The organism is Agromyces sp. Leaf222 (assembly GCF_001421565.1).
Classification (GTDB): Bacteria; Actinomycetota; Actinomycetes; order Actinomycetales; family Microbacteriaceae; genus Agromyces.
This window is the reverse complement of the sequence record NZ_LMKQ01000001.1, coordinates 907,714-920,983: the sequence shown is the minus strand read 5'-3', so window position 1 is coordinate 920,983 and position 13,270 is coordinate 907,714. Positions and strand designations below refer to the sequence as shown.

Below are 13,270 nucleotides of genomic sequence, written 5' to 3'. Positions count from 1 at the left end.
CCGTCGAAGACATGAACATCGCCACCGCAACCGCGACCGACATCCGCCCGTTCATCGTCGACGTGCCCCAGGCCGACCTCGACGACCTCGCCGACCGCCTCGCCCGCACGCGCCTGCCCCAGGCCGCGCCCGGCGACGACTGGACCACCGGCACCCCGAACCACTACCTGCGCGACGCCGTCGAGCAGTGGAAGACGTTCGACTGGCGCGCCGTCGAGGCCCGCATCAACGCTGTGCCCCACTTCATCACCGAGGTCGACGGGCAGCCGATCCACTTCATCCACGTCGTCTCGCCGCACCCCGAGGCGACGCCGCTGCTCCTCGCGCACACCTACCCCGGCTCGTCGGCCGATTACCTCGACCTCATCGAGCGCCTCGTCGACCCCGTGGCGCACGGCGGTCGCGCCGAAGACGCCTTCACGGTCGTGATCCCGGATGCCCCGGGCTTCGGGTTCTCGAACCCGGTGCACGAGTCAGGCTGGACCATCGCGAGGGTCGCCCGCGCCTACGACACGCTCATGCGTCGCCTCGGCTACGAGCGCTACGGCGTGCACGGCTCCGACAACGGCGCGATGGTCGCCCGCGAGCTCGGTCTGCTCGAGCCCGAGGGCTTCCTCGGACTGCACGTGCTGCAGCTGTTCTCGTTCCCGTCGGGAGACCCGAGCGAGTTCGAGCGGCTCGAGCCGGCCGATTACGCGGGCCTCGAGCACATGCAGTGGTTCCAGAAGGTCGGCGGCTACAACACCATGAACGCGTCGCGCCCGCAGACGATCGCCGCAGCGCTGAGCGACTCCCCCGTCGGCCTGCTCGCCTACAGCGAGCTCTTCGAGTCGTTCGGCAACGGCACGTCGAAGGTGCCGCTCGATGCCATCCTCACCGCGGTGAGCATCATCTGGTTCACCAACTCGGCCGCAGGCATGAGCCGGGCGTACTACGAGAACGCGCAGGTCGAGCCGAAGCCGGCCGTGAACCACGCGCCGACCGGCGTCGCCGTGTTCGCTGACGACTTCCAGACGATCAGGGTGTTCGCCGAGCGCGACAACGACGCGATCGTGCACTGGAGCCGGTTCCCCGAGGGTGGGCACTTCGCCTCGCTCGAGGTGCCCGACGTGCTCGCGGGCGACATCGCGGCGTTCTTCGCCTCGCGGCGCTGACGCGCAGGGCCGGCCCGGCCGGCCCTGCCGTGGCCTCGTGCCTCGCCGGCCCCGGCTCGCTCCTTGCCGCGACACGCCGGCCCGGGCTCACGAGCGGTCACGATCTGCTGCATCCCGCACTCCGGATGCCGCAGAACGTGACCGCTCGACCGTGCGCCACGGCGCGTCGCGCCCGCGCCACGGCAGAGGGGCAGCAGCAGGGGCAGCAGCGGCAGCAGCAGAGCACAGCCGTACCGCACAGCCGCCCGGGGCGGGTCAGCGGGCGGTCGCCGCCACCCAGGCGCGCCAGGCCTCGGCCTCGGCCGCGGCATCCGCACCGAAGAGGTGGTGCATATTTGTCAAGACAATTCTGAGGTTCGGTCAGGTCATGCGAAGAGCAGCGGCAGCAGCTGGATGCCGATCGCACCGGCCACGAAGCGATTGCGACGGTCGGCGGTGAGCTGCGCGACCCAGTCGAAGCAGCCGAGGTCGACCAGCTCGACGAATGCACCGTCTCGGCCGTGCACGCCGTACCCGACGCGCAGTCCGCCGTAGTACGCGTTGACGAGCTCCTCGCGCACCACGTCGACCTCGGCCCACTCGGCGGCGATGGCGGCCGCGACGCGGTCGCCGAGTACCGTGCGCCCGGCGTCGGCCCGCACGATCGCGCGCGCACCGACGCCCGCGCCGAATCCCGCCGCGGCCGCCGCGTCGAGCAGCCGCCGGAACGCGGCGAGCTGCCCGAGCACGGCGTCGACCTCGAAGCCGTCGTCGGCGCGGGCCCGGCCGGCATCGGCGAGGGCGAACATGCGGAAGTGCCGCGTGCGCCCGCGGCCGGCGGGCGCCGGCTGCATGCGCAGGGTCTGGTGCACCGTGCAGAGGCGCACGACGTCGTCGGTCGCGGCCCGCAGCCGTCGGGCCGCCTCGAGGGCGAGCACGTTCGTCGGATCGGACACCACCTCGACCGGACGGATGGTCGACAGCACGCGATCCTGCGAGGTCGGGCCGAGCACCGACGTCGCCCCCAGCGGCGCGACCGGTGAGAGCAGCAGGGCGTCGTGATCGGGGGCTGCGGCGAGCGCGAGCGCGTCGAGCGCCACGCTCGCGCGCAGGTCGACGGGCGACGGCGCGACGAGGCCGTCGTCGGCCCACTGGGCGAGCAACTGCGCGGGGCGACGGCGGGCCGCGGCATCCCGCGCTTCCGCGAGCCGTTCACCGCGGAGGTCGTGCACGGGCGGGGCGTTGGATGCCTCGGACGACTCGGACGACTCGGACGACTCGGAACGCTCGACGTTCATCGCCCCATCATGTCGCGCGCCCGGGTGTCGCGCACGAGGCGCCGCGACCGCGGCAGCCCGGGTCAGGCGCGCGCGTCGAGCTCGAGCGTGTAGAAGACGCTGTTGGGGTCGAGCGCGTACGAGCCGAAAGGCGGGCACTCGACGAATCCGGCCTTCTCGTAGAGCGATCGGGCGGGCGCGAAGAACGGCTCGGTGCCCGTCTCGAGGCTGATGCGCGCGTAGCCACGGCGGCGGGCCTCGTCGAGCACGTGTTCGAGCAGGCGGCGACCGAGGCCGCGGCCGCGCGCCGCGGCATCCGCTCGCATCGACTTGAGCTCGCCGTGCTCGGGCGACAGCTGCTTCAGGGCGACGCAGCCGAGCACCTCGTCGCCGTCGGCGATGGCCCAGAAGCTGACCGCGGGATCGGCGAGGCCCGAGACGTCGAGCGCGTGCACGCTCTCGGCGGGCGAAGTGGCGTGCATGTCGGCGAGGTGGTCCTCGAGCAGGCGCAGCACGCGCGGGTCGGCGAGGTCTCCGGGGGCGATCACGAGTTCTGGCACCGGATGATTCTCACACCCGCGTGAGTCGGCCAGGTAACGCGGCTCAGACCTCGACCGCGACCCCGTCGACGAGCCACACGGCGCGATCGTGCACGGATGCCGCCGACGCGTCGATCGCGTCGCGCAGCCCCTCCTCGCCGTCGACGAAATGCGACCAGCCGTCGTAGTGCGCGAACGTCGCCACGCGCGGTGCGGCGATGCCGACGAGCTCGACGGCATCGCGGCCCGTCATCGTGAAGCGCAGCGGCCCGGTGACGCCGAACCTCACACCCCCGACGTTGGCGAGCATGACGTCGATCGAGAGCTCTTCAGCGGTCCGACGCAGCGGCTCGAAGAGCACGGTGTCGCCCGTGACCCAGAGGGCCACCTGCTCCTCGCCCCGGCGGCGCACCGCGAAGCCGACCACGTCGCCGACGATCGGGCGCGTGAGCGGCGGCCCGTGCCGGCACGGGGTCGCCGAGATCACGAGCGTCGGCAGGCCGGGGCGAGGGGCCGGCAGCGTGACCGAGCCGCTGTCGTCGAGCCCGTGCAGGCGCTCGGCGGGCACGCGCTCGCCGGGCGGCGCCTGCGCAAGCCGACGGGCCCCGCTCGCGGTGGTCACCACGGCGCCGGCCGACGGCAGCATCGCGCGACCGGCGTCGTCGAGGTTGTCGGCATGGTGGTCGTGGCTGACGAGGACGACGTCGATCGGTCCGATGTCGCCGACGTCGATCGCCGGATCGGCCGTCTTCGTCGATCCCGTGCCCCACCCGAACGCGTAGTGCCGGCCGGCCGGATCGAACGTCGGATCGACGAGCAGGCGCCATCCGTCGAGTTCGACGAGCACGGTCGGGCCGCCGATGCGCGTCAGCTTCATGCCCGTGACACTAGGGCACGCGGTGCCGGCGCGTCGAGGTCCCCGTTCGGGCCGGGGGTCTCGGCGAGGGTTTCCCGTCGTGCCCGGCGTGTCCGCTCCAGCGGCGACGACGGGCACGAACGGAAACGCTCAGCCGATCAGCGCTCAGCCGAACAGCCTCCGCAGCCAGTCGAGGAGCGCCTGCACGATCTGCGCGATCACCTGCGCGGGCCCCGGGCGGTCGTTGACCACGGTCACCGCGGTCGAGTTCACCGTCACCGGCGCCTGACCGTCGACCGTCGCGGTGACGGCGACCGACAGGTCGTGGCCGACGTCGCCGCCGCGGACCTTGTACGTCGCCTCGGTGCCCTTGCGGCCGGGGATCGGCTCCCCGTCGCTCAGCCACTGGTAGGCGATGGTCGCCTCGCCGTGGGACCAGGTGCCGGGGTCGGCCGTGAGGGTATCCCCCTTGACCGGGTTCCCGGCGATCGACGGAGCGGTGAGGTTGGCCAACGGCACCGTGACCTCGGGGAGCACCGTGATCTCGGTCGGTTCGGCGATCGGCCCCAACCGGGCGCCCGAGGCGGCGGGCGCGACATCCGTCAACTCGAGCAGGCCGTGCATGTCGACCGAACCGTCGGCCGCGATCTCGGGGCGCACGCCGTCGAGGTCGACGGACTCGAACCAGTCGGCCGTCACCGGCGACACGACTCCCGTGTTCCAGAGGTTCGTCGGATCGGTGAGCAGCGAGGTATCGGCCTGCTTCAACGCGAGCACATCGGTCTGCGGCGACTGCCAGGAGAGCACGCCCGAGGCGCGGTAGTCGGTCGCTGCCGCGTTCGTCTCGAGCCGGACGCCGCGGTCGTTGCCGACCGAGGTGACCCCGTCGAGGCGGATGTCTGGCCCGGAGTTCGAGGTGACGCCGGTGGCGAGGTTGCCGAAGCTGACCGAGTTGCGCAGCAGGTGGTCGCCGGGCATGGACTCCCCGCCGAGCTTGAACCCGTTGCCCTCGCCGGTTCGGCTCGGGTCGGCCTGCAGCCATCCGTTGTCGTAGGCGACCGAGTCCTCGACGACGACGGTGCCGATCGGGCCGGTCGTCGACTTGGCATAGAGGTCCCAGCCGTCATCGATGTTGTTGTACGCGATGTTCGAGCGGAACACGTTGCCCTCGCCCACGCTGAGCTTCGCTGCGAAGCCGTCGGCGTCGTTGCCGCCGAGGTCGGCGTTGTCGTGCGACACCGACGAGACGACCAGGTTGTCGGTCGGCCACAACGCGGGCGGCTCCGCCTCGGATCCGGAGATCTGGATGCCGGTGTCCATGTTGTGGTGCGACTCGACCCGCTCGACGATGTTGTGGTGGCCCTGGATGAGCATCGGCTTCCGCTTGTCGGCGGAGCCGGTGATCTCCAGGTCGTACACGTGCCACCAGTCGCCGCGGAGCACGAGGCCGCCGTCGGGCGAGTCCGAGAGGTCGAGCACCGCTCGAGTACCGGGCTCCGACATGAGCGTGATCGGGGCCTCGGCGGTGCCGTCGCGTCCCCGCTCGGCGACGACCTTGCGAGGCAGCGCGTAGGTGCCGCCCTCGAGCACGATCTGCTGCCCGGCCTGCGCGAAGGCGACGGCGGTGGGCAGGTCCAGCGGGGACTCCGACGTGCCGTCGCCCTCGGGCATGCCGTCGGGTGCGACGCGGATCGACTGGCCGGGCTCGCCGAACGCGTCGACCGTGACGGTGAGGGGCACGTCGACCGGGTCGGTCGACTCGACCTGCTCGTGCTCCCCGAGGTGCGGCTGCTCGGCCGCGGGCAGGAACCGGGCCGTGAGCTCGTTCACGCCGGACTCGAGCGCGACGGGCACGAGCACGCGTTCGCCGGGCGTCAGCGGCACGTCGCCGCCGACGACCTCGCCCGAGGCGTCGAGGATCCGGCCGGTGCCGTACATGTTCGCGACGAGCGGCACGTCGAGGCTCGACTCGGGGGTCGTGCGCGTCACGTCGACCGAGAGGGTAGCCGGGACGTACTCGGTGGGCGGATCCTGCCTCGGATCGTCGTCGGCGGGCAGGACGGTCGTGAACTCCCAGTCGGTGACGGTCACCTGGATCTTGCGGGCGACCGCGAGTCCGACGAACGACGCACCCGCGTTCTGCACGTCGAGCATCTCCGGGTCGTACTGGATGACCTCGAGGTCCTGTCCGTCGCGGTGCCAGATGGCGTGGTACCCGGTGTTGGACTTGCGCAGCGTCAGCTCGTACTCGTCGCCTGCGGCGAACTTCGGGCCGACCGCGTCGGGGCGGTACTCCCAGTCGAACGCCTCGGAGTCACTCATGTCACGTGCGCCGGCCGTGTTGTCGGTGGTCGCGCCCGTGTATCCGTGCACGAAGCGTGCGCCCGGCGTGCCGTCCTGCCACTCGCCGGCGCCGGTGCCGAAGGGGTAGCGGGTGAGCAGCGCGCCGGCGGAGTTGAAGTACCTCGCCGCCGAAACGCCGGGCACGAGGTCGTCGACGGCGAGCACGCCGAACCCGGACTGGGCGTCCTTCGCGGTCGCGTCGTCGACGCGGAACGTCGCGGTCAGCGTGTAGTTCTCGGTCGCGGGGTCCACCTGCGTGTAGAAGTACTGGAAGCCGTCCTCGCTGTTGGCGAGCTTGGTCGAGCTGGCCTTCGCGTCGAAGGTGATGGATCCGTCGTCGTGCTCGAGCACCGAGCCACCCGACCCCGCGTTCGACCCGATGTCGGCGATCTGCCAGCGCTCGACCTCGCCGGCCACCTCGACGGTCGTCTCCACTCCGGTCGCGGACTCGGCACCGCGGTGGGCGACGATGCGCACCTGGTGGCTCGCGCCCGGCGTGAACCCCGGAACGTCGGCCGTGGTGCCGGTCAGGTTCGAGGCGACGGTGGTGAACGGCGCGCCGCCGGAGCTCGCCTCGACGGAGTACGAGTCGGCTTCGGCGGTCGCCGACCACGAGAGCGTCACGGTGGCCCTGCCGCCGACGATGCCGCTCGTCAGGGCGCCGGTCACGGTGGGCCCGGTGAGCGGGAGCGAGAAGCCGTCGACCGCGGCACGGGCGGAGGTGAGGGCGGATGCCTCGCCCGCACGGGTGAGGCGCACCTCGACCTCGTACGATCCCGAGGCCGGCGGCGTCAACGCGAGGGTGCCGGCGATGCCGTCGGTCGCCCCGAGCGTCTGGTCGACGACGGCACCGTCGGCGGCGGAGAGGGTGGCGTAGACCACGTCGCCGCCGTCGTCACCGAGCAGGCCCTCGTAGGAGACGAGCAGGTTCGCGGGGTTCGCGGGGTCCGGTTCGACCGAGGTCACGACCGGCGTCGCGACGTCGGCCCAGGCTGCACGCGTCTGCGGATCGAACGGTCCGAGCTGCGCGAAGTAGACGTTGACGCCGGAGCTCGGCGACGCGAGCCAGTACTCGCCGGGCGAGGTGATCGCGATGCGCTCGGTGGTCACCGCCTGCGAGTCGACGTCGGCGGGCGCCGGCGCTCGGCCGACCTCGCCGGTCGCGTTGTAGAGGGCGACGGCGCGGTCCGCGGTCGCGCTGCCGCTCCGGGCGGCGACGAAGACCTCCGTGGGCACGTCCGCCTCGGCGACGGCGAAGTGCAGCGAGCGCGACGCCTCGGCACCCGACCCGTTCAGCTTGATGCGCTTGGCGAACGTCTCGCCGCGGTCGGAGATGCGGTCGTGGGCGTCGACCGTCACGTTCTTGCCGGGTGCGGCGTAGACCGTGAAGTCGCTGCCGGTCGGGGTGATCGCGACCAGATCGGCGGTGGGGAGGTCCCCCGCGTTCAAGGCGGTGGATGGACCGAGCGCGGTCGCGCCCACGGCGCCCGTCAGGGCGAGGGTCGTGGCGGCAAAGGCCGCCAGCGAGGTTCGGAGGGCGCGCGACAGCTGGGGCATGGGTCTCCTCGTCGAGATCGTGTCGTTCCGCGTCGATTGGCCGAGAAAGCGCTTTCTTGCGGATGCTCGATTCGCACGGTAATCGCTTTCCAAGTTCACGTCAACCGTTGCGGCTGACCTGAGGAGCCTTTCCGCAGGCCCGCCGAGTCCGGGCTACAGCGCACCGGTCGCCGGCGTCTCGCGAACGCGCCCGCCACCCTCGAAGACGAGCAGCCGGTCTGCGAGCTTGTCGACGAAGAACCGGTCGTGCGAGACCACGACGACGGCGCCGGGGAAGTGCGTGAGCGCGCGCTCCATGACCTGGGTCGACGTGATGTCGAGGTGGTTCGTCGGCTCGTCGAGCACGATCACCGCGGCGCCAGAGAGCAGGCACTGCGCGATCGCGACACGGGCACGCTGCCCGCCCGAGAGCGTGCCGACCTTCTGCTTCAGGTCGGCCTCCGAGAACTGCAGCATCGCGAGGAACCGGTTCACGGACTTCTTCGTCGCGGTGAACGCGAGCGAGTCGGGGTAGGCGTTCACGGCATGCCCGACGGTGTCCTCGAGGTCGAGCTCGGCGTAGAGCCGGTTGTACGACACGAACCTGGCCCCCTTCGCCCAGCGCACGCTGCCGGCATCCGCCTCGGTCTCGCCCGTGAGCACGTCGAGCAGCGTCGACTTGCCCGAGCCGTTGGAGCCGAGCACCGCGACGCGGTCGCCGCGATGCAGGTCGAACGAGACGCCCTCGAACAACGGCGAGCCGTTGAAGCCCTTCGCGAGCCCGGTGACGGTGAGCAGGTCGTTGCTGACGCGCAGGCCCTCGTAGATGCCCGTGATGATCTGGTCGATCGGGCGCGGTGCCTGACGTTTCTTGATGTCGGCGAGGCGCCGTGCGACCGCGTTCGACGGATTGCGTGCCGCCTCACGGCGGGCGGCCGAGGCGGTCTGCTCGTAGGCCAGCAGCTCCTCTTCATGCGCGAACTGCTTCTCGAGCATCTTCAGGCGCGACTGCTTCGCGTGCACGTAGGCCGAGTAGTCGCCCTCGTACTCCTGCAGTCGGTAGTTCTCGAGCTCGATGATGCGGTCGACGACGCCGTCGAGGAACTGGCGGTCGTGCGAGACGACGAGCACGGCACCCGCGAAGGAGGCGAGCCAGTTCTCGATCCACTTCACGCCGTCGAGGTCGAGGAAGTTCGTCGGCTCGTCGAGCAGCAGCACGTCGGGCGACTGCACCAGGATCTGTGCGAGCGCGGCCCGGTTGCGCCATCCGCCCGACAGCCGCCCGACCGGCAGGTCACGGCGCTCGGCGTCGAAGCCGAGGCGCGTGAGCACGGTGTCGATGGTGGTCTCGTAGGTCCAGCCGCCGATGTGGTCCATGCGCTCGAAGAGCTCGCCCTGCTCGCTGAGCAGTCGCGTCATCTCGTCGTCGCCCATCGGCTCGGCGAGCGCGAGGCCGATCTCGTCGATGCGCGCCTGCGTCTCGTGCACCTGCGCGAAATGCGCGCTCAGCGTCTGCTCGATGCTCTGCTCGCCATCGAGCTCCGAGAACTGCGAGAAGTACCCGATCGTGGTGCCGAGCGTGACGTCGCGCGTGCCGCTGGACGGCTCACGGCGCCCGAGCACGACCTCGAGGAGGCTCGTCTTGCCGGTGCCGTTCTTGCCGATGAGGCCGACGCGGTCGCCCGCCTTGAGCTTCAGGAACGCCTCCTTCAGCACGGGTCGCCCGTCGAACTCGATGCTCACGTCGTTCAGGCGGATCAGGCTCACTGGGGTCCTCTCGGTGGGCACGTCGAGCGGATGCCGCGTGCCGGGGTCTGGCGCCCCCAAGCGTACGTCTCCCGTCTGAGCGCTCCGGCCGCGTCGGCGCGTGCGCGGGGTCGCCGCGCGGATGCACGGGCTCCGACGCCCGGCATCACATCGGGCTATACATCCGATGTTTAATGCGAAAGGATGACTCAGAATCGGCTATTCACGGCAAACGTACCGTTGATGCGACCGAGACACCAGACCAAAGACGTCCTGGAGGTTCTTCTCAGATGCTCGATCACCAACTCGACCGACGCAGCATGCTGCAACTCGGCAGCGTCGTCGCACTCGCGCCGTTCGTGCCCGGCCTCTTCGCGGGCGGCACCGCATCGGCGGCCGCGTCGCCACTGCACGCGGGCGGCGCCCGTGCCGCCGCCGCCGCGCTCGCCCTGCCCGAGATCTCGCGCAAGGCGCTCTGGTACGGCGTGCCGGCGACGAACTGGGAGACGCAGGCGCTCCCGATCGGCAACGCGCGCATGGGCGCCATGCTGTTCGGCAACCCCGACCAGGAGGTCGTGGCGTTCAGCGAGAACAGCTTCTGGGGCGGGCTCAACGACTGGGACGGCGAGTACGACACGAGCGAGACCGGCTTCGGCTCGTACCGCGACTTCGGCGCGATGAAGATCACCTTCGCGGCAGGGCCCGAGATCTCGTCGCCCGGGGGCCCCTACACGATCTCGGGCGGCGAGGGCGTGCTGAACACGATCGACGGAACCGCCAACACGAAGTGGTGCATCATCGGCCCGCCGTCGCACGTGCTCTGGCAGGCCGACCTTCCTTCGGCCGCCGTCGTCTCGAGCTACAGCATCACGAGCGCGAACGACGTGCCGGCCCGCGATCCGCAGGACTGGGTCTTCCAGGGCTCGAACGACGGCGTCGCCTGGGTCGCGCTCGACACCCGGACCGGCCCGCCCTTCGAGCAGCGCAAGCAGACCAAGACCTTCACGTTCGCGAACACGACGCCGTACACGCGGTACCGCCTCGACATCGTGCCCAAGGCCGGCGTCAGCCACTTCCAGGTCTCGGAGATCGCCCTCGGCGGCGTCGACCTGGTGCAGGGCGACCTCGTGTACGCGACCTCCCCGAGCGGCCACTCCGGCGACGGCGATGCCGACCTCGCGCGCAGCATCGACGGTGATGCGGCGACCGCGTGGCGCGTCGCGGACGCAGGGCCCGGCGCCCGCTGGCAACTCCAGCTCACGGCGAAGCGCGCCCTGACGAACTACGTGATCACGAGCGCCGCCGACACGTCCGCGGCCGACCCGCGGGACTGGGTGCTCGAGGCCTCGAACGACGGCGCGACCTGGCAACAGCTCGACTCCCGCACGGGCACCGCGTTCGCCTCCCGCGGCGAGGCGAAGGAGTTCGCCTTCGCCAACACCACCGCGTACTCGCGGTACCGCCTCACGTTCACCGCACCCGGTGCCTTCCAGGTCGCCGGCATCGCGTTCACCGGAAGCGGCTTCGACACGCGCACACGACGCATCGCCGCCGACTACCGGCGCTCGCTCGACACCGCGGTCGGCCTGCACCACACCCGGTACGCCCTGCGCACCGGCCGCGTGCTCCGCGAGGCGTTCGCGAGCCGCGGCGCCGACCTCGTCGTGCTCCGCTACACGACCGACGACCCGGCCGGGTTCTCGGGGGCCGTCTCCATCGCGTCCGGGCAGGCGAACGTGCCGGTCGCCGCGAACGCCGGCGAGCGCCGCATCGGCTTCGAGGGCGCACTGCTCAACGGTCTCCGGTACGCGGCGGTCGCCCAGCTCGTCGACACCGACGGCGAGGTCGGCGGCAACGCCACGACCTTGACCGTCAGCGGGGCGACGACCCTCACGATCCTGCTCGACGCGCGAACCGACTACAAGATGAGCGCGGCCGACGGATGGCGCGGCGAGGCGCCCCTGCCGAAGATCGATGCGGCGCTCGCCGCGGCATCCGCCCGATCCTTCGACGACCTCCGCGACGAGCACACCGCGCAGGTCGACGAACTCATGTCCGCCGCGGCCGTCAACTGGGGCGACACGGATGCGCCGGTGCTCGAGCTCTCGACGGTCGACCGGCTCGCCCGATACCAGTCCGGCGCCGCCGACCCGACGCTCGAGCAGGCGATGTTCGACTACGGGCGCTACCTGCTGCTGAGCTCGTCGAAGGCCGACGGCCTGCCGGCGAATCTGCAGGGCCTCTGGAACAACCAGAACCAGCCGGCGTGGGGCTCCGACTACCACACGAACATCAACATCCAGATGAACTACTGGGCGGCCGAGACCGGCAACCTGAGCGATTCGCACCTCGGCCTCGCCCGGTTCATCGAGCAGGTCGCCGTGCCGAGCCGGGTCGCGACCCGCAACGCGTTCGGCCAGGACACGCCGGGGTGGACCGCGCGCACCTCGCAGTCGATCTTCGGCGGCAACGGATGGGAGTGGAACACCGTCTCGAGCGCCTGGTACGCGCTGCACCTCTACGAGCACTGGGCGTTCACGCAGGACCGCGCCTACCTCGAGACCCTCGCCTACCCGATGATCAAGGAGATCTGCCAGTTCTGGGAGCACGAGCTGAAGGAGCTGCCGAACGGCACCCTCGTGGCGCCGAACGGGTGGTCGCCCGAGCACGGCCCTCGGGAGGACGGCGTCATGCACGACCAGCAGATGATCTGGGACCTCTTCGAGAACTACCGCGAATGCGCCGCGGCGCTCGACGTCGACCCCGCATACCGGGCGCGCATCACCGACCTGCAGTCGCGACTCGCACCGAACAAGATCGGCAGCTGGGGCCAGCTCCAGGAGTGGCAGGCCGACCGCGACGACCCGAACGACCTGCACCGGCACACCTCGCACCTCTTCGCGGTGTACCCCGGTCGACAGATCACCCCCGAGACGCCCGAGCTCGCGGCGGCGGCGCTCGTGTCGCTCAAGGCCCGCTGCGGCGAGAAGGAGGGGGTGCCGTTCACGGCAGGCACCGTCACGGGTGACAGCCGCCGATCGTGGACCTGGCCATGGCGCACCGCCCTGTTCGCGCGCCTCGGCGACGCGACGCGCGCGCAGGTCATGCTGCGGGGCCTGCTCACCTACAACACGCTCGAGAACCTGTTCTGCAACCACCCGCCCTTCCAGCTCGACGGCAACTTCGGCATCCCGGGCGGCGTCATCGAGATGCTGCTGCAGAGCCACGGCGGCCTCATCAACCTGCTGCCCGCCACGCCCGACGACTGGGCGACCGGGTCCTTCGCCGGTCTTCGCGCCCGCGGCGGGTACGGCGTCAGCGCGACCTGGGCCGACGGGGTGGTGACCTCGTACGACATCGTCGCCGATCGCGCGCCGAACGCGAACCCGGTCATCGTGCGGGTCAACGGCGAGGACCGGCGGGTGCGCCCCGCGAACCCCTCGACCGGTCAGCCCATGCAGGACCTGGGGCCGGCCGTGGCCCTGGCGTTCTCGGTCGACGTGACGACCCGCCTCATCGCCGGCAAGCGGCAACTGGTCGTCAAGGCGACCAACGAGATGGATGTCCCGGTGTCGTACGAGTTCGAGACGCCCTACGGCATCAAGGCCATCGCCTCGGTCAAGGCCGGGAAGAACGCGCTCCACTCGTTCTCCACCCGGCTCGCGGCGATCCCGGCGGGCTCCGTTCGGGTCACGGCCACCGGCACCGTCGGCGGCGCACCCCTCACGACGGTGCGCGACGTGGCGTACGAGGCGGCAGGCGCCTGACCGCGCCCGGGCCGGCTCCGCGGGATCCCGCGGAGCCGGCCCCCACGCGGACGCGACCGACCCGTGACGGTGT

General features: G+C 71.2%; 7 protein-coding genes. 2 read left to right on the top strand and 5 right to left on the bottom strand.

The features are described from left to right. Nucleotides 1–11 precede the first annotated feature (11 nt). Nucleotides 12–1,154 carry an epoxide hydrolase family protein gene (locus ASE68_RS03935; protein ID WP_055855347.1) on the top strand — a complete coding sequence of 381 codons (1,143 nt, stop codon included), beginning with the start codon at nt 12–14 and terminating at the stop codon, nt 1,152–1,154. Nucleotides 1,155–1,519: 365 nt separating this feature from the next. Here ASE68_RS03935 and ASE68_RS03930 read toward each other — a convergent pair whose 3' ends face one another. The 5 genes from ASE68_RS03930 to ASE68_RS03910 all read right to left on the bottom strand — a co-directional run bounded on the left by ASE68_RS03930 (nt 1,520) and on the right by ASE68_RS03910 (nt 9,451). Beyond that, nucleotides 1,520–2,431 carry a hypothetical protein gene (locus tag ASE68_RS03930; RefSeq protein ID WP_055855345.1) on the bottom strand — a complete coding sequence of 304 codons (912 nt, stop codon included), beginning with the start codon at nt 2,429–2,431 and terminating at the stop codon, nt 1,520–1,522. 62 nt (nt 2,432–2,493) lie between these two features. Next, on the bottom strand, nt 2,494–2,970 hold the full coding sequence (locus ASE68_RS03925; protein ID WP_055855343.1) for a GNAT family N-acetyltransferase: 477 nt from the start codon (nt 2,968–2,970) through the stop codon (nt 2,494–2,496). A gap of 43 nt (nt 2,971–3,013) precedes the next feature. After that, nucleotides 3,014–3,826 carry an MBL fold metallo-hydrolase gene (locus tag ASE68_RS03920; RefSeq protein WP_055855340.1) on the bottom strand — a complete coding sequence of 271 codons (813 nt, stop codon included), beginning with the start codon at nt 3,824–3,826 and terminating at the stop codon, nt 3,014–3,016. A 144-nt stretch (nt 3,827–3,970) separates the two neighbouring features. Continuing rightward, nucleotides 3,971–7,705, bottom strand: coding sequence for a right-handed parallel beta-helix repeat-containing protein (locus ASE68_RS03915; RefSeq protein ID WP_055855338.1), 3,735 nt, complete (start codon nt 7,703–7,705; stop codon nt 3,971–3,973). A gap of 153 nt (nt 7,706–7,858) precedes the next feature. Further along, on the bottom strand, nt 7,859–9,451 hold the full coding sequence (locus tag ASE68_RS03910) for an ABC-F family ATP-binding cassette domain-containing protein (RefSeq protein WP_055855336.1): 1,593 nt from the start codon (nt 9,449–9,451) through the stop codon (nt 7,859–7,861). Nucleotides 9,452–9,720: 269 nt separating this feature from the next. On the opposite strand from ASE68_RS03910, the gene ASE68_RS03905 reads away from it, so the two are divergent. Further along, nucleotides 9,721–13,197, top strand: coding sequence for a glycoside hydrolase N-terminal domain-containing protein (locus ASE68_RS03905; protein ID WP_082461971.1), 3,477 nt, complete (start codon nt 9,721–9,723; stop codon nt 13,195–13,197). Nucleotides 13,198–13,270 lie beyond the last annotated feature (73 nt).

Excerpts from the sequence above, each read along its gene's own strand:
- ASE68_RS03935 (WP_055855347.1), top strand. The coding sequence starts at position 12 with ATGAACATCGCCACCGCAACCGCGACCGACATCCGCCCGTTCATCGTC.
- ASE68_RS03930 (WP_055855345.1), bottom strand. The coding sequence starts at position 2,431 with ATGAACGTCGAGCGTTCCGAGTCGTCCGAGTCGTCCGAGTCGTCCGAG.
- ASE68_RS03920 (WP_055855340.1), bottom strand. The coding sequence starts at position 3,826 with ATGAAGCTGACGCGCATCGGCGGCCCGACCGTGCTCGTCGAACTCGAC.
- ASE68_RS03915 (WP_055855338.1), bottom strand. The coding sequence starts at position 7,705 with ATGCCCCAGCTGTCGCGCGCCCTCCGAACCTCGCTGGCGGCCTTTGCC.
- ASE68_RS03905 (WP_082461971.1), top strand. The coding sequence starts at position 9,721 with ATGCTCGATCACCAACTCGACCGACGCAGCATGCTGCAACTCGGCAGC.